This is a genomic window from Reyranella sp. (genome assembly GCF_052439685.1).
GTDB lineage: Bacteria > Pseudomonadota > Alphaproteobacteria > Reyranellales > Reyranellaceae > Reyranella.
On sequence record NZ_JBQVQG010000001.1, the window covers coordinates 557970 to 580689 of the forward strand.

A 22720-nucleotide genomic window follows, 5' to 3' on the forward strand; every position below is an offset into this window, starting at 1 on the left:
GCGGATCGGAGACAGTCGCCCATGCATATCGGACTCATTGCCGGCATCGGACCGGCCGCCACCGATTTCTATTATCGGGGGCTGATCGACCGCCACGTCGCCGGCGGCCTTCCACTCGACCTCACCATGGCGCATGCCGACGTGCGGGAGATGAGCCGCAACCTCGTCGGCAAGAATCCGAAGAAGCAGGCGGAGATTTTCGCGGGGTTGGCGCAGCGGCTGAAGGCGGCCGGCGCGCAGGCTGTCGCCATCACCTCTATGGGCGGCCATTTCTGCGTGAACGAACTCATGGCGATCTCGCCGCTGCCGGTCCTCAACGCCATCCCCGCGGTCGATGCGTCGCTGGCGGCGGGGAAGTTCCGGAAGATCGGCATCCTCGGGACCCGCACCGTCATGGAATCGAAGCTCTATGGCGGCATCCCATCGGTTGAGGTCGTCCCGACGGAAGGTACCGCGCTCGATCTCGTCCACGACAACTACGTCGCGATGGCGACGATCGGACGCGTGACAGACGCCCAGCGCCAGGTCTTCTTCGAAGCCGGTCGCGCGCTTTGCGCGCGGGGCGCCGAGGCGATCATGCTGGGCGGCACCGACCTCTTCCTGGCCTTCGCTGGCCACGATCCCGGCTTTCCCGTCATCGACTGCGCCGACATCCATGTCGACGCGATCTACGCCCAATCGGCCGCCTGACGGCCCGGAGCATCAAAATGGCCGAAGATACCCGCCCTCGCCGCTTTGCTGTCCTGATCGATGCCGACAACACGTCGCCGCGCATCGCTGCCGGCCTGTTCGAGGAGATCGCCAAGTTCGGCGAAGCGAGCGTTCGTCGCATCTACGGCGACTTCTCGAGCACGCGCCTCAAGTCCTGGGCCGAGATCCTGCAGAAATACGCGATCGACCCCTACCAGCAGTTCGCCTACACGTCGGGCAAGAACGCGTCCGACATCGCGCTCGTGATCGATGCGATGGACCTGCTGCACAGCGGGCGGTTCGACGGCTTCTGCCTCGTCTCTTCCGATAGCGACTTCACACGTCTCGCCTCCCGCCTGCGCGAGGAGGGCGCCGACGTCTACGGCTTCGGCGCGCAGAAGACGCCCGAAAGCTTCCGGCAGGCCTGCCGGCGGTTCATCTACACCGAGAACCTGCTGCCCGAGGCTGCCGTGGCGACACCCGGCGAAGGCGCGGCTGCGAATTCCCTTCAGCCCGCCAGCGCCGCCATCCCCTTCCTGACCAAGGCCATCGCGCAGATGGAGACGGAAGACGGTTGGGTGAGCCTCGGCGCGGTCGGCCAGCGCCTCGCCAACATCGCCTCCGACTTCGACCCGCGCACCTACGGCTTTCGCAAGCTGAGCGACCTCATCCGCAAGACCGGCGCCTTCGACATGGAGCAGCCGGACGGACGCACCGTGCGGATTCGCGCCAAGCCGCCTCAGCCGTCCAAGGAAACCACTCCCGCCCGCAGTCGCGGCCGCGGCCGGGGACGAGGCAGAGGAACTGGCTCCACGGCGCCGCGGTCACAATCGGAATAGTCGCCGAAGAATCGCAGCGCTGGGCCACTTCGCTCGTTGCTTTTGCCAGCGACGGCACCTAAGCCCGACAGGCGGTTTGCCGACGCCCGCACCCTCTCTCAAGGAAATTCACTCGTTTGAGCACCCACCCGGAAGCTGCCGGCCCGCGCGAGCACATGGCAAGAGCCGCCCGCGCCTGGACCCAGGTCCTTGCGGGCTATCGCCAGCCCAGCAACAGTCGCAGCATTTTCGAGATCGCCGTCACGGTCGTGCCGCTGGTTGCCCTGTGGGCGCTCGCCTGGGCGACGCTCGACATCAGTTACTGGCTGGCGCTGCCGCTGGCCTTCGCGGCCGGCGCCTTCATGGTTCGGCTGTTCGCGATCCAGCACGATTGCGGGCATGGCGCGTTCTTCCGCCAACGCTCGGCCAACGACTGGATCGGGCGCATTGCCAGCGTCCTCACGCTGACACCTTACGAAGTGTGGCGCCGCACGCATGCGACCCATCATGCCAGCACCGGCAATCTCGACAAGCGCGGCATGGGAGATGTCGACACGCTGACGGTCGAGGAATATCGCGCCCGCTCGATCTGGGGCCGGCTGCGCTATCGTCTCTATCGCCATCCGCTGGTCATGTTCGGACTTGGACCGGCCTATCTGTTCATCGTCCAGCATCGCCTTCCGATCGGCTTGATGCGTGACGGCTGGCGGCCCTGGGTCAGTACGATGACGAACAACCTGGCGATCGTTCTGGTCGCCGGTCTGCTCATCTGGCTGGTCGGCATCAAGGCCTTCCTGCTTATCCACCTTCCGGTGCTGCTGCTCTCCGCCTCCGTCGGCGTCTGGCTGTTCTTCGTCCAGCACCAGTTCGAGCACACCAAGTGGGACAACGATCCGGACTGGAACCTGCACGAGGCCGCGCTGCACGGCAGCTCCCACTACGATCTGCCGGCGTTCCTGCGCTGGTTCACCGCGAACATCGGCATCCACCACGTCCATCATCTCAGCAGCCGCATCCCCTACTACCGGCTGCCGCTCGTGCTGCGCGACCATCCCGAGCTTCGAGACGTCGGGCGCCTAACCCTGATCCAGAGCTTCCGTTGCGTGCGTCTGGTCCTGTGGGACGAGACGCAGCGTCGCCTCGTGTCGTTCCGTGAGGCCCGTAAGCTGGGGCAATAACTGACGTCCGATCCCCTGCTCCGATCGAGGCGACGGATTGGTTTGCCGTGAACTTGCCGCAGCCTACTCAGGAATCCAACGGGCAGCTCTTCAGCAGATTTACGGCGGCCGGATCGCCCGGCACCCGCGCGAGGCAGTCCTCGAAATGGCGGCGCGCCGTCGCAATGTCATGCCGAAGCAACGCCTCGACCCCGCGCAACAATGGTTCCCGCGTTCTGAACTTGACCTCGCGCCCGGCCGGCGGATCGCGATCGAACACCTCGAACAGCACCACCGGCCGCGTCTTGCCCCGGACCACCACGACATCGAGGGGACGGATCGCGTAGGCACCAGGATCCGCCAGCTGATCGTAGGTGTACTGCGAGATCAGCATGCAGACCCGATAGACCTTGGTGAGACTCTCGATCCGGGCGGCAAGGTTGACGGCGTCGGAGATCACCGTGCCGTCCATGCGATGCAATTCGCCGATCGTACCCATCATCAGCGAACCGGTGTTGATCCCGGTGCCGATGGCGACCGGCGCCAGGTCCTGCGCCGCGCGGGCGGTATTGAACGAGTTCAGGGCGTCCAACATGGCGAGACCGGCCCGCACGCCGTCGTCAGCCGTCTCGAACAGGGCCATGATCGCGTCGCCGATATACTTGTCGATGAAGCCGCCATTGTCGCGGATCACCGGCCCCACATGCTCGAGATAGGCGTTGATGAACGCGAAATTCTCGTCCGGAGTCATCGTCTCCGACAGCGCGGTGAAATTGCGGATGTCGGAGAACATGATGGTCATGTGCTCGCGCTTGTTGTCGCCCAGCGCGACCGACACGATGTTCGGCTTGCCGATCTTGGCCAGGAAGGCGCGCGGCACGAAGCGCTCGATCGCCAGGTTGGTTTCCCTCAGATCGTTGATCCTCGACCGCACCGAATCCCGCATCGAGGCGAAGCTGCGGGCGAGATGCCCGATCTCGTCGCTGCGGTCGGTGTTGGCGATCGCGTGATCGAGGTCGCCGTCCGCGATGGCTCCCGCTTCGCCGCGGAGGTTCAGGATCGGATCGATGATCCGGCGCTGGAGCAGCCGCGAGGCCAGCCAATAGATCAGCGGCAAGGTGAGCGCGAGCAGGACCATCGAGCTCACGAACACATGCACCACGGCCTGCCGGGCCAGCGCCAGGTCGTAGGTGACCTTGCGCACGATCATCATCGGCCTTTCGTCCTTGATCGTATCCGCCCTGTTGTAGCGGCTGTAGGTCGTCACCCGATGGCCGGAGGCGTCGGGTACACGCAGGCGACCTTCTCTCAGGATCTCGGAGGCCAGGGCGGGAGCGAGCTTCTCGCCCGGCCGGATCAACGACCATGTTCCCGAGGCGTTGATCAGATACATGTCGACATCGGTCACATAAGCGTTCGATTTGACCGCGTCTGAAAAGTAGTCCTCGAAGAAATACCGGCTCATCCAGCCGAAGTCGCTGTGCTGCAGCGTGGCGCGTACCTCGGACGAGACTTCGATCAGGTAGTCCTTACCCGGCGGCCCGTAATAGGTATAGGTGCGCAGCGTGCCCGTGACCGACGACAGGTCGATCCCGTCGCTCATCGCCCGGCCCTTGTCGAACACGGAATCGAGGAAATTTGAGAAGGGGCCTTTGGGGAAGACCAGCCCCATGTCGTAGGAAAGGTTCGTGTTGAAGATCTCGTGGTCGCGATTGATGAAGTAGAGGTGCGCGATGCCGTATCGGGCCGCGAGCCCGTTCAATTCGTCGATCGTCAGATCGGCCGGAGGGCGGCCCGTGCGCTCCACATCGGCCTCGATCCGCGGCAGCACCTTGGCCATGAGCGCCGTGTTGCGCTCGTTCTCGCTGCGCAGCATCGTCTCGAAGACGTCGAAGCGTTCGCTGAGGCTGGCCTCGATGCGCCGCAGCTCCTCGTCCTGCAGCCGCGACACCAGCCGGTACATGGCGAGCGACGCGACGATCGTTGCGCCGAGGCTCACGGCGATCAGGACGGTGAGCAGAAAGAGACCGACCTTGCGCTTCATCGAAGGGCGGTCCTTCAGCCGATCAGGTATTCTGCCACAATCGGGTCGTGTAGGCGCCCTCGACGTTGGCGTCGATCTGCGCGGCGACGGCTTCGCTTTCGCCGATGCGGGGCGCGATGATCTTGCCGAACGAGATGCGGCCGGGCGCCGGCCACGCCTTCGGGTCCCACAGTTTGGCGCGCACGATCGAGCGGGCGCAGTGGAAGTAGCAATGCTTGATGCGCACTCGGGTCGCCAGCAAGGCCGGCTTGCCCAGCGAGCTGAGCGATCCCACGAGTTCGGCGTCGTCATGGATTTCCGCAGTGCCGGAAATGCGCAGCGTCTCGCCGGTCGCCGGCACGAGCGCGATGATGCCGATCTGACCGGTGTCGAGGATGTTGTTGAGGCCGAAGGCGAGATTGTTGCCGACCCGCTCGGGGATCAGCAGCGTCTTGGGATCCTCGATCCGGATGAACCCCGGTTCATCGCCCTTGGGCGAGACTTCGACGGTGCCATCCGCGGCCGTCGTCCCGACCAGGGCGAAGGGGCAGCGCTTCAGGAACTCGATCGACTGCTCGTCCAGCGCGTCGAGGATCTTCACCCGTGTGGCCGGCCGCGGCTCGGCAATGATGCGTCGCAGCTCTTCCTTGGTGCTGATGCGAGCCATGAAACAACTCCTTCGAAACGCGTGGGCAGGAAACATCCGCCACTTGCGAACGACTTGCAACCTTACCGGCGTCGAGGATTCTCCCGCTCCGTCACGCGAAGTGCGACGCCACCTCGAGCATAAAGCGCTGCATCTGCTCCTTCACCATCGCATGCGGTTTCTGCCCGTAGTTGAAGTAGAGAATGACCTCGGCGACGCCGGCCGCCTCGACCTGCTTCAGGGTGTCCACGATGTGCTGCGGGCTGCCGCAGAGGATCGACTTGTCGGTCAGCTTCTCCGGCCGCATGTCGCGCAGGATGTTCACGATATCGACGAAGTACTTGTAGGTCGGCGGCACCTTCTCGCCCGTCGATGAAGGAAAGGCCGCGATCAACGCATCCTGGAAATAGCGGACCAGCGCTTCCTTGCCGTAGCGCTCCTCCTCCGGCGTCGAGGCGATGTGCACGAAGTAGGAGCACATGGCACGCCGCATCGGCCGCTTGAAGCCGGTCTCGCAGGTCTCGCGATAGACCCGCACCGCGTCGGCCAGCGACCCGTAGACCATGGCTGCCGCGAACGGCGCGTAGATCACGTTCCAGTCGTTCTTCGCCGCCAGCTCCATCGACGGTCGCGAGAAGCAGGCCACATAGGGCCTGAGCGGGCTCTGCGCCGGCTTCGGGCGCACCTCGACGTCGTTGAATTCGTAGAACCGGCCCTTGTGGGACCACTTGCCGGGCTCGGTCCACGCACGCCACACGATCTCCAGCCCCTCGGCGAACAGCTCGGCCGAATCGTCGAACGGCATCTGGAACGGATCGTATTCCTTGCGGTCGTAGCCGCGGCCGGCGGCGAAATCGACCCGGCCGCCCGACAGGAGATCGAGCGTCGCCCATTCCTCGGCGACATGCAGCGGATGGTGTACGGGGAGCAGCGTAACGGCCGGCGCCAGCCGCAGCTTCGTCGTGGCGCCCGCCAGTTGCGCCAGCATCGCCAGCGGCGAGGCGTTGACGCCCAGCAGGTTGAAATGATGCTCGCCGATCCAGGCCGAGTTCAGCCCGACCTGCTCGGCCCACAGCGCCTCGGCATAGATGTCCTTGATGAACGACTCGGCCGAGCGCGGATTGTCCGGATAGCGATTGTCCGAGAGGGTGAAGTAACCGAATTGCATGATCAGGCCGCCTGCTGTGCCACGTCCGAGAGCGAGACGATCCAGTCGCGGAACGCCTTGATCTTGCGTCTCCGGATCGCCTCGGGCGGATAGACCAGATAGTAGGCGAAGTCGGAGGAACGTTTGAACTCGAATGGGACGACCAGCCGGCCGGCCTTCAAATCAGGCTCGACCAGCGGGTTGCGTCCCAGCGCGACACCCAGACCGTCCATGGCGGCCTGATAGGCCGCCAGCGCGAAGTCGAACGAGACGCCGCGCGAGGCATCGACGCCTTTCACGCCCGCTGCCGTCAGCCAAACCTGCCAGTCGTCGGGAAAGCTGCCGATATGGAGAAGGTTGAAGCGCCTGAGATCCGCCGGCTTTTTGAGGCCGTTCGGTCCCTTGAGCAGCGAGGGGGCGCAGACCGGCATGACGTCCTCGCTGACCAGCCGCTCGGCCATCAGGTTCGGCCACTGGCCGCGTCCGTAGCGGATACCGATGTCGACATCCTCGCGGGAGAAGTCCACCAGCGAGGTACCGGTCGAGACGCGGACGTCGATCTCCGGATGAGAGCGCTGAAAGCCGCCCAGCCGCGGCACCAGCCACTTCACCGCGAAGGACGAGGTCGTCGTCACAGTGAGGTTTCCGCCCTTGTCCTTTTGCAGCAGCTTCTCGGTCGCTTCGTTCAGCTGATCGAAGGCCGCACGCACTGAGGGGAGATAGGCCTGGCCGGCCTCCGACAGCAGCAGCGAGCGATTGCGCCGCACGAACAATTTTAATCCGAGTCTCTGTTCCAGCCCGCGCACCTGGTGGCTGATCGCGGCCTGCGTGACGCTCAATTCCTCGGCGGCATCGGTAAAGCTCATATGGCGTGCCGCAGCTTCGAAGGCACGCAAACCATTGAGCGGCGGCAGGGTTCGTTTCATCGCCAGTCCCTCACATGAGATATTTTAATCAAAATAGAACAAAGGGTCGTTTGTAAAGGGGTCGCCTGCAGCGCACATCAGCCCCAACAGAGTTCAACCCTACCGGGAGCAGTCCCATGGCCAACATATCGCTTCACCATCCCTCACAGGCCTCGCTGGCCGGCACCTTCGCCTCGTTTGGCCAAGTCCTCGCGACCTGGCGTGAGCGTGCCAGGCAGCGCCGCGAGCTCGTCAATCTCGACTACCGTACGATGCGCGACCTGGGCATCAGCCCGACCGACGTCCAGTTCGAGGCGAACAAGCCCTTCTGGCGCAGCTGACATTCCAATCCGGAGGGGTCCCGTTTCCTACCCTGCACGGGACCATCCCACTCCGGTACCTGGCCGGCGGTCGCTCCCTGCCTCCCTTGCGACCGCCGGCTTTTTCTTTGCCGGCTGGCCTGCCGCTCTGCTAGAGCCGCCGCGTGCCGCTCAACGACCAGCAGATCCAGACCCTCGGCCGCGACGCCCTGCAGCGCGCGGCGGCGGGTGATTTCGCCTCGGCCGAAGAAATGTTCGGCCGCATCGTCGAGGCGCGGCCCAACATGGGCCAGGCGCTCCATCTGCTGGGCCAGGTGCGGCTGAAGCTCGGCCGCTTCGCCGAGGCCCGCGAGCCGCTGGAGCGCGCCGCACAGTTCCTGCCCCGCGACGTCACGGCTCAGACCAACCTCGCAGGTTGCCTGATCCAGCTCGGCCGGCACGAGCAGGCGCTGGCGGCCCTCGCCAAGGCCGCGAAGCTCAAGCCGGATGACGCCGCCATCGCCCACAATACCGGCCGCACCCTCGAAGCGCTGGGCCGCGCCGAGGAGGCCGAACGCGCCTACGATCTCGCTTTGTCGATCGACCACAGGCTGCTGCCGGCCCTGAGCGCCCGGGCGGAGCTGCTGGCCGCGCGCGGCGAGTGGGCGGGCGCCCTCGCCGATCTCGAAACGGCATTGGTCAGCCAGCCCAACGATCCTCGCCTCAGGCTGCGGCGCGGCGAGCTTATGCTGCGCCAGGGCGACTGGTGGCGCGGGCTCGACGACTACGAAGCGCGGCTCGAGATCCCGGGTGAGCGTTACACGCCCGAGCTGCCGCGCTGGCAGGGGGAACCGCTCGACGGCCGGCTGTTGCTCTATCCGGAACAGGCCGACATCGAGAGCGAGGCCGTCCTGCGTGACACCTTGATGCTGGCGCGCGGCGTCGAGGCCGTCGTGCAATGCAGCGCGACCCTCGCCGACTGGATCGACGGGCCGACGGCGCGTCGTGGTGAGCCGCTCGACGGTTTCGCCGCCGCGGCGCCGCTGCGCAGCCTGCCACTGCTCCTCAACTGGACGCGCGACGCGCTGCCGCCACCGCTGAAGCTGCGGCCCATCCCCAAGTCGGCTTCACGCATCGGCTGGTTCAGCACCTGCGAGCCTCCGGCGGACGTGGATCTCGTGCGCACGCCGGAAGAAATCCCGAACTGTCGTCTCGTCGTGGGCGACGACACGTGGCCCGCGCATGCCGCGGCGGCGCTCGGCATCGCGACCGTGATCCTGGTGCCCAATACCGCAGACTGGCTCTGGGGACCGAACCTCGGAACATCGCCGTGGTATCCGTCTGCGGAACTGCTGCGCGACGATGATCGCGAAGGGCTGGCGGCGCGGCTCGCCGGGTGCTGATATCCGCGTCCGGCGGAAACCCCAACACCCAGAGGCCAAACCCATGGGCACGACCCTGTTCGACAAGATCTGGGACAGCCACGTCATCACCGATCTCGGCAACGGCTTCGTGCTGCTGCACATCGATCGCCTGCTGCTCCATGACATGTCCGGCGGCAAGGCACTGAAGGAAGCCATCGACAAGGGGTATCCGCCGTCTCAGCCGCGGCTGATCTACGGCACGCCCGACCACACCATGTCGACCAAGCCCGGCCGCACCGAGCACACTCATCCGCCGGGCCTGCCGCTGATCAAGTCGATGCGCGAGACGACCAGCGCCTACGGCATCAAGCTGTTCGACCTTGGCCAGGACGGTCAAGGCATCGTTCACGTGATGGGTCCCGAACAGGGGCTGACGCTTCCCGGCACGACCCTCGTCTGCGGCGACAGCCATACCTCGACGCATGGCGGCATGGGCGCGCTGGCCTTCGGCATCGGCTCGTCCGAGCTGGTCCATGTGATCGCGACGCAAACGATGGTGCAGCGCAAGCCCAAGCGCATGCGCGCGAGCTTCGAGGGCAAGCTGATGCCGGGCGTCACGGCCAAGGACATGATCCTTCACCTGATCGGCGAACTGGGCACCGCGGCGGGCACCGGCTACTCGGTCGAGTATGCCGGCTCGGCGGTACGCGCCTTGCCGGTCGAGGCGCGGCTCACGCTTTGCAACCTCACCATCGAGATGGGGGCGCGCACCGGCATGGTGGCGCCCGACGACACGACCTACGAATATCTGAACGGTCGCGACTATGCGCCCAAGGGCGCGATGTGGGACCGCGCCGTCGCCCACTGGCGCACGCTGCCGAGCGATCCCGACGCCGAGTTCGATCGCGAGCACACGATCGACATGAAGAACGTCGCGCCGCAGATCACCTGGGGCACCAGCCCCGAGCATGTCATCGCCGTCGACCGCGCGATCCCCGATCCGCGGACCGGTCCGGAGGAGAAGCGCGGCGCTTGGGAAGCCGCGCTCCAGTATCAGGGCCTCGAGCCCGGCAAACCGATCGAGGGTACCCAAGTCGACTGGGTATTCATCGGCTCCTGCACCAACAGCCGCATCTCCGACCTGCGCGCCGCCGCCGAGATCGTGAAAGGCCGGCACAAAGCCGACCATGTGACCGCCTGGGTCGTACCGGGCTCCGTCCGCATCAAGGCCGAGGCCGAGGCCGAGGGTCTCGACCGCGTGTTCACCGACGCCGGCTTCGAATGGCGCGAGCCCGGCTGCTCGATGTGCCTCGCCTCCAACGGCGAGCGGGTGCCACCTGGCAAGCGCAGCGTCTCGACCTCCAACCGCAACTTCGTCGGCCGCCAGGGCCCCGGCGCGCGCACCCATCTCGCGAGCCCCGCCATGGCCGCAGCCGCCGCCATCAAGGGCGCCATCGCCGACGTCAGGAAGATCTGATCATGGACAAGTTCACCAAGGTGACGGGCGTCGCCACGCCGCTGATGCGCCAGAACGTCGATACAGACCTGATCATCCGCATTGAGCGGCTGGTCGACAACGTGACGCGCGAGGGACTCGGGCCCTACGCCTTCGAGCAGATCCGTTTCAAGCCCGACGGCAGCGAGGATCCGGACTGCATCTTCAACCAGACGCCCTATCGCGACGCGCCGATCATCCTCAGCCGTGAGAATTTCGGCTGCGGCTCGAGCCGCGAGGGCGCCGTGTGGGCGCTGAAGGGCATGGGCATCAAGGCGGTGATCGCGCCCTACTTCGGCGACATCTTCAACAACAACTGCTTTCAGAACGGGCTGCTGCCCGTGGCACTACCGATTCACGAGATCGAGCAGCTCGCTGACGAGATGACGGCCTCGCCCGGCAACGCGCGCATCACCGTCGACCTCGAGAACTGCCAGGTGATCTCGCCGACCGGCCGCACCATTCCGTTCCAGGTCGATGCGCGCCGCCAACACGCGATGCTGAACGGACTCGACGATATCGCGCTCACCATGTCGCGACGGGACGAGATCGAGGCGTGGCAGACCTCGGACAAGGGCGCGCGTCCCTGGGTCTGGCTGTAGGCGCTTGAGCGCGCTGCATCCCCAGCGTCGGGCATGAGCCCGACGCATTTAGCGGCGGCCCTCCTCATCGTGGCGATGTGGGGGCTGAACTTCACGGTCATCCGGTTCGGCCTCGACGAGTTCACGCCCTTCGCCTTCGCGACCTGGCGCTTCCTGCTGGGCGCGCTTCCGGCCTTGTTCATCCCGAAGCCCAATGTCTCGTGGACGGTATTGGCCGGTATCGGCGGCCTGATGTTCGCCGGCCAGTTCGTCTTCCTGTTCTTCGCCATGGGCGCGGGCCTGCCGCCCGGCCTGACCTCCGTGCTGGTGCAACTCCAGGGGCCACTCACCGTCGTGCTGGCCGCCTTGATGCTGCGCGAGCATGCGACGCGCGGACAGTGGTTTGGCATCGCCGTCGCGGTCGCCGGCGTCGTGCTGCTCGCACGCTCGATTTCGGACGACACGCCGCTGCTCGCCGTCGGCCTCGCGCTGATGTCGGCCCTCACCTGGGCGCTGGGAAATCTCGTCTTCCGCTCGGCTCGCGGTGTCTCGATGTTCGCCGTCACCGTCTGGGCGAGCGTCCTGCCGCCGATCCCGCTTGCCCTGGCGTCGCTCGTGCTAGACGGGCCGGCGGCGCTGGCCGCGCCGATCCTCGCGCCGACCTGGCTTGGCTGGTTCGTCCTCTTCTACACGGTCGTTCCGGTGATGTGGCTGGGCTACCTGATCTGGGGCACCTTGCTGCGCACCTATCCCGCCGCGAAAGTCGGCCCCGTCAGCCTGCTCGTGCCCTGCGCCGCGCTCGCCATCTCGGCCTACCTGACTGGCGAGCCGCTGTCGGCGGAGCGCCTCGCGGCAGTGGCGGTCGTGCTGGGCGGCGTGGCGCTCGGCGTTTATGCCTCGGCGCGACGCTTGCGCTGATTTTCCAACCAACTTGCGCGGCATCGACGTTGGACAGCGGGGACGACGACGAAGAAGAAATATATCCTCGTCATCTATTTTCGTAATTTGCCAACCACAGATACTCGGCAAGCGCTAACCCGCCTGCGTCGCGATGCGGCGCAATCACCAGCATGCGCGAGAAATCCGATGGTCGAAGCAAAGAGCTTCCCCAAATCGTACCGTTTCGAGCACCGCCCAGTTTTTGGCCCTCCGACGGACGGGACCCTGTACCGTTTGGCAGCGATCTGTGACGATCTCGGCTTGGTGGTGTGGCTCGATCCGCATTATCAGTCTGGAGTCCATGAATGCCACATCGTGACCGATGTGATGTGGGCGTACTTCTTGATTAGTGACTATACACTCGAGACCAATGTGCCGTCGCCGCGCCCGGAGTGGAAACTATTCGGAGGTACCATGTGGGCATGGAACTCCAGCGTAGGCGGACCTCCTCCCGCCCGCCCGGATCATCTTGTGCCCAGACAGTATGGCGGTGTGTTTCCAGCGACGAAGCTCGATGATGTGGATCGCCGCCGCATCACGAAGCTGGTGCATCCGGCCCTCGACTGGTGGCCGAAGGAGTACGCAACCAACCAACCTGTTGCTCCGAATCCCACCAGGCGAGTCATCGACTATGGCGATCTCGCCCGGTTCTTGTGATTGCCGCTAGCGGCATGGCGGCCAGGATGGGCGGTGACCTCAGCGCCGGCGGCGCACCGCTCGCGCCGTCTTACCGAAGACCGACGGCGGCACCGCGCGGTTCACGACCTCGCGCAGCGCGAAGCTCGATTCCAGCCGGGCGACGCGCGGCAGGCGCGAGAGCTCGGTGCGGTGGATGCGCTCGAAATCCTCGATGTCGCGCGCCAGCACGATGACGACATAGTCGTCGCTGCCCGACATCAGGAAGCAGCGAACCACCGAGGGGCAGTCGAGGACACCCGCCTCGAACGCCGTCAGCGCCTCGTCGCTCTGGCTGTCCAGCGTGATCCGCACCACGACCGTCGTGGCCAGGCCGAAGCGGCCGAGGTCCAACACGGCCTGATAGCCGCGGATCAGGCCCTCTTCCTCCAGCGCACGCTGCCGCCGCGCCACCGCCGTGCTCGACAGGCCGACTCGCGCCGCGAGATCGACCTGACTCACCCGGGCATTCTCCGTCAGCTCCGACAGGATGGTGGCGTCGATCTTGTCGAGATGCATGTTCGGAATCCTGCGTGCTTTCGCGGTTCAACGTAGAATTTCGGCTGGAGAGACACAATTCGTCTTCAGAATGCCGGGAAACAAACCTGCATTCCTTGGTTTGATGACACCCGAACCTAGCGGGAGATTGGACCTATGCGCGTCGGTGTGCCGAAAGAGATCAAAATGCATGAATATCGCGTCGGGCTGACGCCCGGCGCGGTCCGCGAATACGTCCATGCCGGCCACGAGGTGGTGGTCGAGACTGGCGCCGGCGCCGGGATCGGAGCAAGCGACGACGTCTACCGCACGGCGGGCGCCCGCATTGCCGACACCGCCCCCGAGATCTTCGCGAGCGCGGAGATGATCGTGAAGGTGAAGGAGCCGCAGCCCGGCGAGTGGGCGCAACTGCGCTCCGGCCAGATCCTGTTCACCTATCTCCATCTCGCTGCCGATCCGGCCCAGGCCAAGGGGCTGATCGAGTCGGGCTGCACCGCCATCGCCTATGAGACCGTGACGGATCCTCGCGGCGGCCTGCCGCTGCTCGCGCCGATGAGCGAAGTGGCGGGGCGGCTGTCGATCGAGGCGGCTGGCGGCGCCCTGCAGCGCCATCGCGGTGGGCGCGGCCTCCTGCTGGGGGGCGTGCCCGGTGTGAAGCCGGCGCATGTCGTCGTGCTGGGCGGCGGCGTCGTGGGCACGCATGCCGCGCGCATGGCTGCCGGCCTCGGCGCCGAGGTCACAGTGCTCGACCGCTCGCTGCCCCGTTTGCGCGAGCTCGACGATCTGTTCCAGGGCAGGGTGCGCACGCGCTATTCGACGATCGACGCCATCGAACAGGAGGTCTTCTCGGCCGACGCCGTGATCGGCGCCGTGCTGGTGGCCGGCGCCAGCGCGCCCAAGCTCGTGACCAAGGCGATGCTGAAGTCGATGAAGCCCGCCTCGGTGATCGTCGATGTCGCCATCGACCAGGGCGGCTGTTTCGAGACTTCGCACGCCACGACTCACGCCGAGCCGACCTACGAGGTCGACGGCATCATCCACTATTGCGTGGCCAACATGCCGGGCGCGGTGCCGCTCACGTCCAGCGAGGCGCTGAACAACGCCACCCTTCCCTTCGGCCTCGCCCTCGCAAGCAAGGGCCTCGCCGCCATCGCCGCGAACCCGCATCTCGCCGCAGGCCTCAACGTCCATCGCGGCCGCCTGACACACAAGGCGGCGGCCGAGAGCCTCGGCCTCACCTACTCGCCCGCCGACCAGGCGATCGCCGGCTGATCCGAGTTTCTCCCCGCCTCTTCCGTCAGAGGTGGGGAGATCGTTTCCCTGTAAGCTGACTTGATTCCATAATTCCAATGATCTATGGATTGTTGGATCAACGGCAAGAGGATCCATGTTCAAAGCGGCCGGCGGCCGGCACCTGGAAGAAGCGGCTCGCATGTTCGACGCCCTGTCGGACGTTGCGCGCCTGCGGACCCTGATGCTGCTCGCCGACAAGAGCCTCAGCGTCTCGGAAATCGCCGCCGCCGAGGAGGAGAAGATCACCACCGTTTCGGCGCGTCTGCAGGTTCTGCATGCCGCCCGACTGATCGAGCGCCAGCGGGAGGGCAAAAGCGTCATCTACCGGATCGCCGACGATCACGTTCTCACGCTTGTCCGCAACGCCATCGCCCATGCTGCCGAGCGGCACTGAGTTTTTTTGACGAAAGGATGAATGTCATGTCCAGCCACGACCACGAGATCCACGCCGACCATCCGCACCAGCATGGCCCGGCCTGCGGCCATACCGCGATCAAGCACGGCGATCACCTCGACTACCTGCACGATGGCCATCTCCATCACCCGCACGGCGATCATGTCGACGAGCACAAGATCGAGGTGAGCGCCCACAACCCGGGGGCCTGCACGCCCGACCATGTCTGCGGCGGCCACGACAGGAATCACAAGCACGGCCCGAGTTGCGGCCATGAAGCGGTGCCGCACGGCGACCATGTCGACTATCTGGTCGACGGGCACCTGCATCACCCCCACGGAACTCATTGCGACAATCACGGCCCCGTGGAGATCGTCCAGAAGGCCGCGTAACACGGATCGATGAAGAGGCGGGAGGCAACTCCCGCCTTTTTCGTGTCCCGCGTCTTGCGCACCTTGACCATTGGAAATGTTATACTGTACCAACTCAGGAGGTCGTCACGGTCGTCCCTGACTTCGGAGAGGGCTCCCCTTGTCTGGTACAGAGAACAAACGGGTCGTCGAGAGCCACGATGACATCGTGCTGCATCGTATCGCCGAGCCCGACGTCGCGCTGGCCATCTGGCAGCGCCCGCAATCCGCGGAGCTCGCGGCCTGGCTCGATTCCCTGCCGACCGAACGCCTGCCCGAAGGCCACTTCATCGGACCGGCCGCCTGTGTCCCGGCCCGGCTCGCCGCCCTCTGCGATCTCGTCGAGCTCGCCGACGGTCCCGAACGTCGCGCGCTGATCGACGACATCGCAGCGCTCGCACGCTGCTTCGCCGCACGGACCGGCAGCCGCGACGTCGACCTGCGCCTCGAAGCGATCGCCCACGATGCCTGCTGGCGCTTCCATCGCGACCATGTCGGCTACCGTCTCAACGCAACCTATCGCGGGCCCGGCACGCAATGGCCGCCGCTCGAGCAGGCCGCCCGCGCGCTGAAGGCCCAGCGCCGCTACCGCGGTCCCCTGAACGAACTCCCGCGCTTTGCCGCCGGTCTGTTCAAGGGCGTGGTGCGGGCCGGCACCGAGGCCATCGTGCATCGCTCCCCACCGGTCGCCGGCAGCGGCCAGACGAGACTCTTCCTCTGCCTCAATGAGGTTCACGACGATGAATAGACTCCCCGTCACCGTGCTGTCCGGCTACCTCGGCGCCGGCAAGACGACCTTGCTCAATCATGTCCTCAATAACCGCGAGGGCCGCAAGGTCGCGGTGATCGTGAATGACATGAGCGAGATCAACATCGATGCCGCCCTCGTGCGCCAGGGCGGTGCCGAGTTGAGCCGCAGCGAAGAGAAGCTGGTCGAGATGTCGAACGGCTGCATCTGCTGCACCCTGCGCGAGGATCTCCTCGAGGAGGTCGAGCGGTTGGCGGGAGAGGGTCGCTTCGACTATCTGCTGATCGAATCGACCGGCATTTCCGAGCCGATGCCGGTCGCCGCTACCTTCGAATTCGAGGACGAGGCCGGCAAGAGCCTGTCCAAGGTCGCGCGCCTCGACACGATGGTGACGGTCGTCGACGCCAGGTCATTTATCGAGGATTACAGCTCGGCCGACTTCCTGCACCAGCGCGGCCAGACCGCCGAGCCCGAGGATACGCGGACGGTCGTCGACCTGCTGGTCGAGCAGGTCGAGTTCGCCGACGTCATCGTCGTGAACAAGGCTGATCTGATCTCGCCCGAGGATCTCGGCTTCCTCAAGACGATGCTGCGGCGTCTCAATGCCAAGGCCCGGATCGTCACCGGCGAGTTCGGCAAGGTGCCGCTCGATCAGATCATGGACACCGGCCTGTTCTCCTACGAAAAAGCGAGCCAGGCCCCCGGCTGGATGCAGGAGATGCGCGGCATCCACACGCCGGAGACCGAGACCTACGGTTTCTGGAGCTTCGTCTACAAGGCGCGCCGGCCGTTCAATCCGATGCGGCTGTACGCCCTGCTCAACGGCCGCTGGGACGGTGTGATCCGCTCGAAGGGCTTCTTCTGGCTGGCCTCGCGGATGAACTTCGCGGGCTCCCTTAGCCAGGCCGGCGGCATGCTTCGCCACGAAGCAGCGGGCGCCTGGTGGGCGGCGGTGAAGCGGGAGGACTGGCCCCAGGACTCGACCTGGCGCGCCACCATCCGCAACTCCTTCAAAAGCCCCTACGGCGACCGCCGGCAGGAGATCGTCTTCATCGGCACCAAGGGCATGGACCGCAAGGAACTCACGCGCCGCCTCGACGACTGCCTGCTGACAGATGCCGAGATGAAGATGGGGCCCGCGATGTGGGGACGACTCCCCGACCCCTTCCCCGTCTGGAAAATGCCGGGACACGAATGAGCGGCCGGCATCCACCCGGCACCGGTCACGACGATGGCGCCGGCCTGAGTCCGGAAGCCCGCATCGCCGAAGTGCATGCCGCCGACGTCGCCAAGGCCCGCGCCCTTTTGAAGGACGCCATCGCGATGGCACGGGAGCAATGGCTTCCGGGCAATGCCATCGCCGACGCCCTGGTGCAGGAACTGATCGACCTCGGATCGCGCGGCGCCCCACCGGCGAGAACCTCGGCCTATCTCCGCGGCGTCGCGCACCTGCTCGACGATGCGGCGGCTGCCCCCAGGACAAATTGAGAAGACGGCGGACATGGCGATCCTGAACTATCTCACCACCACGCATTTCGACTTCGGCGCCATCCGCATGCTAGCCAAGGAGCTGGAGCGTCTCGGCATTCACCGGCCACTGATCGCCACTGACCGCGGGGTCCGTGCCGCCGGCCTGCTCGATACCGTGCTCGGCGTCATTCCGGGCGCGTCGAGCATTCCCATCTTTGACGACACGCCGGGCAATCCCACCGAGGTGGCGGCGCTGGCGGCCTTCGAACTTTACCGATCGAACGAGTGCGACGGCGTCATCGGCCTCGGCGGCGGATCGTCCATGGACCTCGGCAAGGCCGTCGCCCTGCTGGCCGGCAGCGGCGGCTCCCTCGACCGCTACGATCCACTCACGGGCGGCGCCCGCCGGATCGACCGGGTCGCGCCGGTCATTGCCATTCCCACGACATCGGGCACCGGCAGCGAGGTGTCGGTCGGCTTCGTGATCGTCATGCAGGACGGCCGCAAGCTCACCTTCGCGAGCCCGAAGATGATCCCGAGCGTCGCCATCTGCGATCCCGAGCTGACCCTCGGCCTGCCCGCGGCGCTCACGGCGGCGACCGGCATGGATGCGGTGACCCATTGCATGGAAGCCATTCTGTCGCCGGTTGTGAATCCCCCGGCCGAAGGCATTGGTTACGACGGGCTGCGGCGGGCCTGGCGGCACATCGAGAGGGCCGTGCACGACGGCAGTGACCGCGAGGCGCGCTGGAACATGATGATGGCCTCGACCGAAGGGGCGATGGCCTTCGTGAAGGGACTGGGCGCCGTCCATTCGATGAGCCACGCCGCCGGCCGCCTGCCCGGCCTCAGGCTGCACCACGGCACGCTGAACGCCGTGATCCTGCCCACGATCCTGCGCTTCAACGCCGGCACGGCGCCCGACAAGTACGATCGGCTGGCCGAAGCCATGGGCCTCCCCGCCGGGGCCGATCTGGCCGAAGCGGTTTTAGCGCGCAACGCGGCCATCGGTTTGCCGGAGGGTCTGGGCGCGATGGGCGTCACCGAGGAGATGATCCCCGACCTCGTGCCGCATGCCGTGGCCGACCTCTCCAGTCGCACCACGCCGCGGACCGTCGACGCCGAAGTCTATCGCATCCTCTTCCACGCCGCCCTCTAGGCCCGCCGTCTCCCAAGCCAGGGTACAAGCGTCATGAGAACCAGGACCCTGGCCGCCGTTCACTCGCCTTTCTTCTGGCTCGGCCTTTCCTTGCTCGCAGCCTTGGGTTTCGCCCTCGTCTCGTCCGACGGACTGGCGTGGCTCGCCCGCGAATCGGCGGCCTACCAGCGGCAGATCCAGCATCAGCTCACGACGTCGCTTCAGGACGTCGGCAGCGGATCGGGGTCGGCGGCCGCTCTGTGGATCCTGCTGTCTCTCTGCTTCGGCTACGGGGTCGTGCACACACTGGGTCCGGGACATGGCAAGGCTGTGATCGTCGCCTATTTCCTCGATGGCACCGAGCCGCGGCGGTGGATCGAGGGCATCTTCGCCGGCGCTTGGATCGCCATCACCCACACCCTGTCGGCCCTCGTCCTGGCAGTCGGCCTCAAGCTCATGAGCGTCGCCGGGCTGTTCGGCGCGCTCGCGCACGTCCGACTGGTCGAGATCGCCTCGTATGTGCTGATCCTCACGGTCGGACTATGGCGACTGCGGGCCGGGCTACGGGGCGAGGCCGCCGCCTGCAACCACGATCACGGCGGGCATGGGCACGGGCATCACCACGGCGCGCACGAGCATCATCACGATCAGGCGCCTCATCCGCCCCGTCATCCGCCCCGTCGGGCCGATGCAAGGTCAGCCGGATTCCTGCATCGCCGCTCCGGCCTGATGCTGCTGAGCGCCGCGGGCGCCGCGCCTTGCGCCGGCGCGCTGATCCTGGTGCTGCTGTCGCTGGCGCTCGACGTTCTGTGGGCCGGCATCGTCGGCGTGGTCGCCATCGCGGCCGGCATGGCCCTGGCGCTCGCGGCCATCGGCATGGCTTCGATGCTCGCCCATCGCCTCATCGTCGCCGAGGATCGGTCAGCCGCCTTCGGCCGGGCGATCGCCGTCGCGTCGTCGCTGGTGGTGATCGGCACCGCTGGCGTACTCCTGCTCGGGGCCGTCGCCCGTCAGATGGGATGGACCTGAGGGACGGTCGGCGTCAGAGGGTGCGACTCCGGCTTCGATTGTTTCGTTTATTTCGTTTGTTTCGTTTATTTGCCCGGACTCCCGACGGTTCGACGGCCTGCTAGAGCCGGGTCGGGTTCGGGGCATCGCCGTAGACCTCGACGGGATCGAACGCCTTGGCGGCCTCTTCCTGGCGCAGGGCGATCGGCCGCTCCGCCTCGTGCGGCTCCAGCACGACAGAGCGATAGAAGCAGGAGCGGTAGCCGACATGGCAGCTCGCGCCCGCGCCCCTGACGCGAACCCGCAGCCAGACGGCGTCCTGATCGTCGTCCATACGCATTTCCACGACATCCTGGACGAGACCGCTCGTCGCGCCCTTCTTCCAGAGGCGCTGCCGGCTGCGGCTCCAGTAATGGGCCTCTCTCGTATCGACCGTCCGCAACAGGGCCTCGGCGTCCATCGTGGCCACCATCAGCACCTCGCCTGAATCGGCATCGGTGGTGACGACGGGAATCAGGCCGTCACGATCGAACTTCGGGGCGAGCGTCAGGCCTTCCTCGACCTGCTCAACGGACAGTCGCGTCGCCAGACGGGCACGCTGCGGCATCGGGAACTCCTCGCATGGTTGGTACGGCGACCTTGACGGCAGCGAATATCAAATGCAATGTTATAACATTCCTGCGTGTTATGCATTACGCATCAGGCGAGGCTGAAGCTCATGGTTCAATCCCCTCCATCGGCACCGCCAGAGACGGCACCGACCGAGACGGCACCGCAAGTCGACCGTGCGGTTCAGGCTGCCCAGCAGGCTTGCGACCAGAAGGGTCTCCGGCTTACGGCGCTGAGGGCCGCGGTCCTGCGCATCATTGCGCGGTCCAACCGCCCCCTGGGGGCCTATGCCCTGCTGGTGTTGCTGCAGGACGAAGTCGGCAGGAAGCACACGCCTCCGACGATCTACCGGGCGCTCGAATTCCTTCTGGAGATCGGCTCCATCCTCCGCGTCGAGAGCCGGAACGCCTACATCCTGCGGGATCATCCCGAGCGACCGGGGTCGCCCGTGCTCTTTCTCTGCGACACATGCGACAGCTCGGTGGCGGTCGAAAGCCCCGTCCTCGCGGAACTGATCGAGAGCAATGCGGCGACCCTCAAGTTCCATATTGCCAGGCCGGTCATCGAGTGCAGCGGCACCTGCGATCGTTGTGCCGAGGCCGCGGCCGACACGGTGATACGAGGTGCCTCCGATGAGCGATAGAAAAGGTCTGCCCGGCGGCCCGCTGGTCCCCGTGTCGCTGCTGACCGGGTTTCTCGGAAGTGGCAAGACGACGGTCCTCAACAAGCTCCTGTCGCGGCCGGAATTCGCGCGCACCGTCGTCGTGATCAATGAGTTCGGCGAGATCGGTCTCGATCACGAACTGGTCGAGAGTTCCACCGAGGACATGGTCCTGCTGAAGAGCGGATGCCTTTGCTGCACCATTCGCGGCGACCTCGTCGACACGTTGCGCGCTCTGACCGCCCGCAAGCTCAACGGAAGCATTGCGCCGTTCGAACGGGTGTTGATCGAAACGACGGGGCTGGCCGATCCGGCGCCGATCCTGCACACGCTGATGTCCGACCTCGCCCTCACCTCGACCTATCGTCTGGATGGCGTCATCACGACCGTAGATGCGGCAACCGGCGACGCCACCCTCGACCGGCAGATCGAATCCGTCAAACAAGCCGCCGTCGCCGACCGCCTGCTGCTGACCAAGACCGACCTGGTCCCGCCAGCGCAATCGATAGCGCTGTCCCAGCGACTGCGACGCCTGAACCCGGCGGCCCCGATCATCGTCAGCCGGCAGGGCGAGGTCGACCCTGCGAGCCTCCTGGATGCCGGATTGTACAATCCGGAAGCCAAGAGCCTCGACGTGCAGCGCTGGCTGAAAGCCGAGGCCTACGGGTCATCGGGACACAGCCATGATCATGAACACGGGCACGGGCATGGGCATGGGCATGGGCATGGGCATGGGCATGGGCATGGGCACGACATCAACCGCCACGACGAGCACATCAAGGCAGTCTGCCTGACCGTCGAACCGCCCATTCCGGCTTCGGCCTTCGATACCTGGCTGGGCCTTCTCCTGGCGATGAAGGGGCCGGACATCCTGCGCGTGAAGGGCATCGTGAACATCGAGGGCTTCGACGGGCCTCTCGTCATCCACGGGGTGCAGCACGTCTTTCACCCGCCCCTGCAGATGAAGAAATGGCCAGGCAACGACCGCCGCTCGCGCATCGTGTTCATCACCCGCGACCTCGACGAATCGGCTCTACGCGACACGCTGAGGATGTTCGCGCCCGTCTGAACGACGGGCGTTGTCCGTAGCCGGTCAGACCTTCTCCAGGCCGCCCCATCAGCGCACTCTCAATCCTCGGCGAACAGCGACCTCGTATCGGGATCCGGCTCCGTCGGCCCCCAGCGCGCCCGAGCCTCCCTCAATACCTCCGCTACGCGCGCGGCGGGCAGCTCCCAACTATCGCCGAAGTTCACCGATCCCGACCTGCCCAGGAGATAGCGTCGCCACCCGAGGCGCCGCCGCAACGCGCCCGACATGTCGCCTTCGACTCGATTTTCGCCATCGGGCAACACGCCGCGGAAGCGTCTGAAGTCGCTCCAGCGGAACTCGATCGTCCAGAACAAGCCGCGCCAGACGAGGCCGTCGGCGTCGAGGACGAGCGCGCCCGGAAACATTGCTTTCAAGCCGAACGTTACGCCGATCAGGCCTAGCACCGGGACAAGATAGTGCGGTGCGCCGTGAAACGCCGATCCAAGAGGCGAGGTCAATAGCGAAGCGCCAGCAAGGAAGCCGAGGCACGTCATCATGTGTTCGTGTCGGTCCTGCCGCAGTACGATCGGAGGGTTGCTGAGCGGCCCCTCCAGCCCCACCTGCTCTTTGGTAAGTTCGAGCTCCCGATTCGTTCGCTGTCTGGAATGGCGTGTCATTCCTTGACGCCGATCTTGCGAACCAGGGCCAGATTTTGCAACCGC

The 22720-nt window shown here is 65.9% G+C and carries 26 protein-coding genes; 19 read left to right on the top strand and 7 right to left on the bottom strand.

Annotated features, from left to right (window positions below):
• Window positions 1-21 precede the first annotated feature (21 nt).
• From ACT6UX_RS02680 to ACT6UX_RS02690, 3 genes are all read left to right on the top strand, one after another.
• Window positions 22-690, top strand: coding sequence for an aspartate/glutamate racemase family protein (locus ACT6UX_RS02680; RefSeq protein ID WP_444773586.1), 669 nt, complete (start codon window positions 22-24; stop codon window positions 688-690).
• 17 nt (window positions 691-707) lie between these two features.
• Window positions 708-1529 (top strand): NYN domain-containing protein, encoded by an 822-nt coding sequence (locus tag ACT6UX_RS02685; protein WP_444773587.1) that lies wholly within the window; start codon window positions 708-710, stop codon window positions 1527-1529.
• A 155-nt stretch (window positions 1530-1684) separates the two neighbouring features.
• Window positions 1685-2686 (top strand): fatty acid desaturase, encoded by a 1002-nt coding sequence (locus ACT6UX_RS02690; protein WP_444773683.1) that lies wholly within the window; start codon window positions 1685-1687, stop codon window positions 2684-2686.
• A gap of 67 nt (window positions 2687-2753) precedes the next feature.
• Here the strand turns inward: ACT6UX_RS02690 and ACT6UX_RS02695 are convergent, their stop codons facing one another.
• The 4 genes from ACT6UX_RS02695 to ACT6UX_RS02710 all read right to left on the bottom strand — a co-directional run bounded on the left by ACT6UX_RS02695 (window position 2754) and on the right by ACT6UX_RS02710 (window position 7407).
• Entirely contained in the window at window positions 2754-4709 is a 1956-nt protein-coding gene (locus tag ACT6UX_RS02695) for an adenylate/guanylate cyclase domain-containing protein (protein ID WP_444773588.1), read from the bottom strand.
• A 22-nt stretch (window positions 4710-4731) separates the two neighbouring features.
• Window positions 4732-5355: an MSMEG_1061 family FMN-dependent PPOX-type flavoprotein gene (locus ACT6UX_RS02700; RefSeq protein ID WP_444773589.1), complete on the bottom strand. Its 624-nt coding sequence runs from the start codon at window positions 5353-5355 to the stop codon at window positions 4732-4734.
• A gap of 91 nt (window positions 5356-5446) precedes the next feature.
• Window positions 5447-6502, bottom strand: coding sequence for an LLM class flavin-dependent oxidoreductase (locus tag ACT6UX_RS02705; RefSeq protein ID WP_444773590.1), 1056 nt, complete (start codon window positions 6500-6502; stop codon window positions 5447-5449).
• Between the two features lie 2 nt (window positions 6503-6504).
• Window positions 6505-7407 carry a transcriptional regulator GcvA gene (locus tag ACT6UX_RS02710; protein WP_444773591.1) on the bottom strand — a complete coding sequence of 301 codons (903 nt, stop codon included), beginning with the start codon at window positions 7405-7407 and terminating at the stop codon, window positions 6505-6507.
• 116 nt (window positions 7408-7523) lie between these two features.
• On the opposite strand from ACT6UX_RS02710, the gene ACT6UX_RS02715 reads away from it, so the two are divergent.
• The 6 genes from ACT6UX_RS02715 (at window position 7524) to ACT6UX_RS02740 (ending at window position 12721) form a co-directional block, all read left to right on the top strand.
• Window positions 7524-7727, top strand: coding sequence for a DUF1127 domain-containing protein (locus tag ACT6UX_RS02715; protein ID WP_444773592.1), 204 nt, complete (start codon window positions 7524-7526; stop codon window positions 7725-7727).
• Between the two features lie 143 nt (window positions 7728-7870).
• A complete protein-coding gene (locus ACT6UX_RS02720; protein WP_444773593.1) occupies window positions 7871-9088 on the top strand; it encodes a tetratricopeptide repeat protein in 1218 nt (405 codons plus the stop codon).
• 43 nt (window positions 9089-9131) lie between these two features.
• Window positions 9132-10526 (top strand): 3-isopropylmalate dehydratase large subunit, encoded by a 1395-nt coding sequence (gene leuC, locus ACT6UX_RS02725; protein WP_444773594.1) that lies wholly within the window; start codon window positions 9132-9134, stop codon window positions 10524-10526.
• 2 nt (window positions 10527-10528) lie between these two features.
• Window positions 10529-11146: a 3-isopropylmalate dehydratase small subunit gene (gene leuD, locus ACT6UX_RS02730; protein WP_444773595.1), complete on the top strand. Its 618-nt coding sequence runs from the start codon at window positions 10529-10531 to the stop codon at window positions 11144-11146.
• 33 nt (window positions 11147-11179) lie between these two features.
• Window positions 11180-12043: an EamA family transporter gene (locus tag ACT6UX_RS02735; RefSeq protein WP_444773596.1), complete on the top strand. Its 864-nt coding sequence runs from the start codon at window positions 11180-11182 to the stop codon at window positions 12041-12043.
• A 168-nt stretch (window positions 12044-12211) separates the two neighbouring features.
• Entirely contained in the window at window positions 12212-12721 is a 510-nt protein-coding gene (locus tag ACT6UX_RS02740) for a hypothetical protein (protein ID WP_444773597.1), read from the top strand.
• A 39-nt stretch (window positions 12722-12760) separates the two neighbouring features.
• Here the strand turns inward: ACT6UX_RS02740 and ACT6UX_RS02745 are convergent, their stop codons facing one another.
• Window positions 12761-13258: an Lrp/AsnC family transcriptional regulator gene (locus tag ACT6UX_RS02745; RefSeq protein WP_444773598.1), complete on the bottom strand. Its 498-nt coding sequence runs from the start codon at window positions 13256-13258 to the stop codon at window positions 12761-12763.
• A 135-nt stretch (window positions 13259-13393) separates the two neighbouring features.
• Here ACT6UX_RS02745 and ald point away from each other — a divergent pair, with 135 nt between their 5' ends.
• The 8 genes from ald to ACT6UX_RS02785 all read left to right on the top strand — a co-directional run bounded on the left by ald (window position 13394) and on the right by ACT6UX_RS02785 (window position 19719).
• Window positions 13394-14509 (top strand): alanine dehydrogenase, encoded by a 1116-nt coding sequence (gene ald, locus ACT6UX_RS02750; RefSeq protein ID WP_444773599.1) that lies wholly within the window; start codon window positions 13394-13396, stop codon window positions 14507-14509.
• A 115-nt stretch (window positions 14510-14624) separates the two neighbouring features.
• Window positions 14625-14924: an ArsR/SmtB family transcription factor gene (locus tag ACT6UX_RS02755; RefSeq protein WP_444773600.1), complete on the top strand. Its 300-nt coding sequence runs from the start codon at window positions 14625-14627 to the stop codon at window positions 14922-14924.
• Window positions 14925-14950: 26 nt separating this feature from the next.
• Window positions 14951-15316, top strand: coding sequence for a hypothetical protein (locus ACT6UX_RS02760; RefSeq protein WP_444773601.1), 366 nt, complete (start codon window positions 14951-14953; stop codon window positions 15314-15316).
• Window positions 15317-15455: 139 nt separating this feature from the next.
• Window positions 15456-16082, top strand: a complete 627-nt coding sequence (locus ACT6UX_RS02765; RefSeq protein WP_444773602.1) for a DUF1826 domain-containing protein — start codon at window positions 15456-15458, stop codon at window positions 16080-16082.
• A complete protein-coding gene (zigA, locus tag ACT6UX_RS02770; RefSeq protein ID WP_444773603.1) occupies window positions 16075-17280 on the top strand; it encodes a zinc metallochaperone GTPase ZigA in 1206 nt (401 codons plus the stop codon). Before ACT6UX_RS02765 ends, zigA begins: the two co-directional genes overlap by 8 nt.
• Window positions 17277-17570, top strand: coding sequence for a hypothetical protein (locus tag ACT6UX_RS02775; protein WP_444773604.1), 294 nt, complete (start codon window positions 17277-17279; stop codon window positions 17568-17570). The genes zigA and ACT6UX_RS02775 overlap by 4 nt, the downstream gene beginning before the upstream one ends.
• Window positions 17571-17583: 13 nt before the next feature.
• Window positions 17584-18711 (top strand): iron-containing alcohol dehydrogenase, encoded by a 1128-nt coding sequence (locus ACT6UX_RS02780; protein WP_444773605.1) that lies wholly within the window; start codon window positions 17584-17586, stop codon window positions 18709-18711.
• A 33-nt stretch (window positions 18712-18744) separates the two neighbouring features.
• Complete coding sequence (locus tag ACT6UX_RS02785) at window positions 18745-19719, top strand: HoxN/HupN/NixA family nickel/cobalt transporter (protein ID WP_444773606.1); 975 nt, start codon at window positions 18745-18747, stop codon at window positions 19717-19719.
• Between the two features lie 100 nt (window positions 19720-19819).
• On the opposite strand, the gene hisI is transcribed toward ACT6UX_RS02785, so the two are convergent.
• Window positions 19820-20305 carry a phosphoribosyl-AMP cyclohydrolase gene (hisI, locus tag ACT6UX_RS02790; protein WP_444773607.1) on the bottom strand — a complete coding sequence of 162 codons (486 nt, stop codon included), beginning with the start codon at window positions 20303-20305 and terminating at the stop codon, window positions 19820-19822.
• 111 nt (window positions 20306-20416) lie between these two features.
• Between hisI and ACT6UX_RS02795 the strand changes: the two genes are divergently transcribed.
• Both ACT6UX_RS02795 and ACT6UX_RS02800 read left to right on the top strand, forming a co-directional pair.
• Window positions 20417-20950, top strand: coding sequence for a Fur family transcriptional regulator (locus ACT6UX_RS02795; protein ID WP_444773608.1), 534 nt, complete (start codon window positions 20417-20419; stop codon window positions 20948-20950).
• A complete protein-coding gene (locus tag ACT6UX_RS02800) occupies window positions 20940-22037 on the top strand; it encodes a CobW family GTP-binding protein (RefSeq protein WP_444773609.1) in 1098 nt (365 codons plus the stop codon). Before ACT6UX_RS02795 ends, ACT6UX_RS02800 begins: the two co-directional genes overlap by 11 nt.
• 59 nt (window positions 22038-22096) lie before the next feature.
• On the opposite strand, the gene ACT6UX_RS02805 is transcribed toward ACT6UX_RS02800, so the two are convergent.
• The gene (locus ACT6UX_RS02805; RefSeq protein WP_444773610.1) at window positions 22097-22675 is read right to left on the bottom strand and encodes a hypothetical protein; all 579 of its coding nucleotides are present in this window, start codon (window positions 22673-22675) and stop codon (window positions 22097-22099) included.
• Window positions 22676-22720 lie beyond the last annotated feature (45 nt).

Excerpts from the sequence above, each read along its gene's own strand:
- ACT6UX_RS02690 (WP_444773683.1), top strand. The coding sequence starts at position 1,685 with ATGGCAAGAGCCGCCCGCGCCTGGACCCAGGTCCTTGCGGGCTATCGC.
- ACT6UX_RS02745 (WP_444773598.1), bottom strand. The coding sequence starts at position 13,258 with ATGCATCTCGACAAGATCGACGCCACCATCCTGTCGGAGCTGACGGAG.
- ACT6UX_RS02715 (WP_444773592.1), top strand. The coding sequence starts at position 7,524 with ATGGCCAACATATCGCTTCACCATCCCTCACAGGCCTCGCTGGCCGGC.
- leuD (WP_444773595.1), top strand. The coding sequence starts at position 10,529 with ATGGACAAGTTCACCAAGGTGACGGGCGTCGCCACGCCGCTGATGCGC.
- leuC (WP_444773594.1), top strand. The coding sequence starts at position 9,132 with ATGGGCACGACCCTGTTCGACAAGATCTGGGACAGCCACGTCATCACC.
- ald (WP_444773599.1), top strand. The coding sequence starts at position 13,394 with ATGCGCGTCGGTGTGCCGAAAGAGATCAAAATGCATGAATATCGCGTC.
- ACT6UX_RS02710 (WP_444773591.1), bottom strand. The coding sequence starts at position 7,407 with ATGAAACGAACCCTGCCGCCGCTCAATGGTTTGCGTGCCTTCGAAGCT.
- ACT6UX_RS02805 (WP_444773610.1), bottom strand. The coding sequence starts at position 22,675 with ATGACACGCCATTCCAGACAGCGAACGAATCGGGAGCTCGAACTTACC.
- ACT6UX_RS02795 (WP_444773608.1), top strand. The coding sequence starts at position 20,417 with ATGGTTCAATCCCCTCCATCGGCACCGCCAGAGACGGCACCGACCGAG.
- ACT6UX_RS02740 (WP_444773597.1), top strand. The coding sequence starts at position 12,212 with ATGGTCGAAGCAAAGAGCTTCCCCAAATCGTACCGTTTCGAGCACCGC.
- ACT6UX_RS02695 (WP_444773588.1), bottom strand. The coding sequence starts at position 4,709 with ATGAAGCGCAAGGTCGGTCTCTTTCTGCTCACCGTCCTGATCGCCGTG.
- ACT6UX_RS02800 (WP_444773609.1), top strand. The coding sequence starts at position 20,940 with ATGAGCGATAGAAAAGGTCTGCCCGGCGGCCCGCTGGTCCCCGTGTCG.
- ACT6UX_RS02735 (WP_444773596.1), top strand. The coding sequence starts at position 11,180 with ATGAGCCCGACGCATTTAGCGGCGGCCCTCCTCATCGTGGCGATGTGG.
- ACT6UX_RS02705 (WP_444773590.1), bottom strand. The coding sequence starts at position 6,502 with ATGCAATTCGGTTACTTCACCCTCTCGGACAATCGCTATCCGGACAAT.
- ACT6UX_RS02785 (WP_444773606.1), top strand. The coding sequence starts at position 18,745 with ATGAGAACCAGGACCCTGGCCGCCGTTCACTCGCCTTTCTTCTGGCTC.
- ACT6UX_RS02680 (WP_444773586.1), top strand. The coding sequence starts at position 22 with ATGCATATCGGACTCATTGCCGGCATCGGACCGGCCGCCACCGATTTC.
- ACT6UX_RS02755 (WP_444773600.1), top strand. The coding sequence starts at position 14,625 with ATGTTCAAAGCGGCCGGCGGCCGGCACCTGGAAGAAGCGGCTCGCATG.
- zigA (WP_444773603.1), top strand. The coding sequence starts at position 16,075 with ATGAATAGACTCCCCGTCACCGTGCTGTCCGGCTACCTCGGCGCCGGC.
- hisI (WP_444773607.1), bottom strand. The coding sequence starts at position 20,305 with ATGCCGCAGCGTGCCCGTCTGGCGACGCGACTGTCCGTTGAGCAGGTC.
- ACT6UX_RS02700 (WP_444773589.1), bottom strand. The coding sequence starts at position 5,355 with ATGGCTCGCATCAGCACCAAGGAAGAGCTGCGACGCATCATTGCCGAG.
- ACT6UX_RS02775 (WP_444773604.1), top strand. The coding sequence starts at position 17,277 with ATGAGCGGCCGGCATCCACCCGGCACCGGTCACGACGATGGCGCCGGC.
- ACT6UX_RS02760 (WP_444773601.1), top strand. The coding sequence starts at position 14,951 with ATGTCCAGCCACGACCACGAGATCCACGCCGACCATCCGCACCAGCAT.
- ACT6UX_RS02780 (WP_444773605.1), top strand. The coding sequence starts at position 17,584 with ATGGCGATCCTGAACTATCTCACCACCACGCATTTCGACTTCGGCGCC.
- ACT6UX_RS02685 (WP_444773587.1), top strand. The coding sequence starts at position 708 with ATGGCCGAAGATACCCGCCCTCGCCGCTTTGCTGTCCTGATCGATGCC.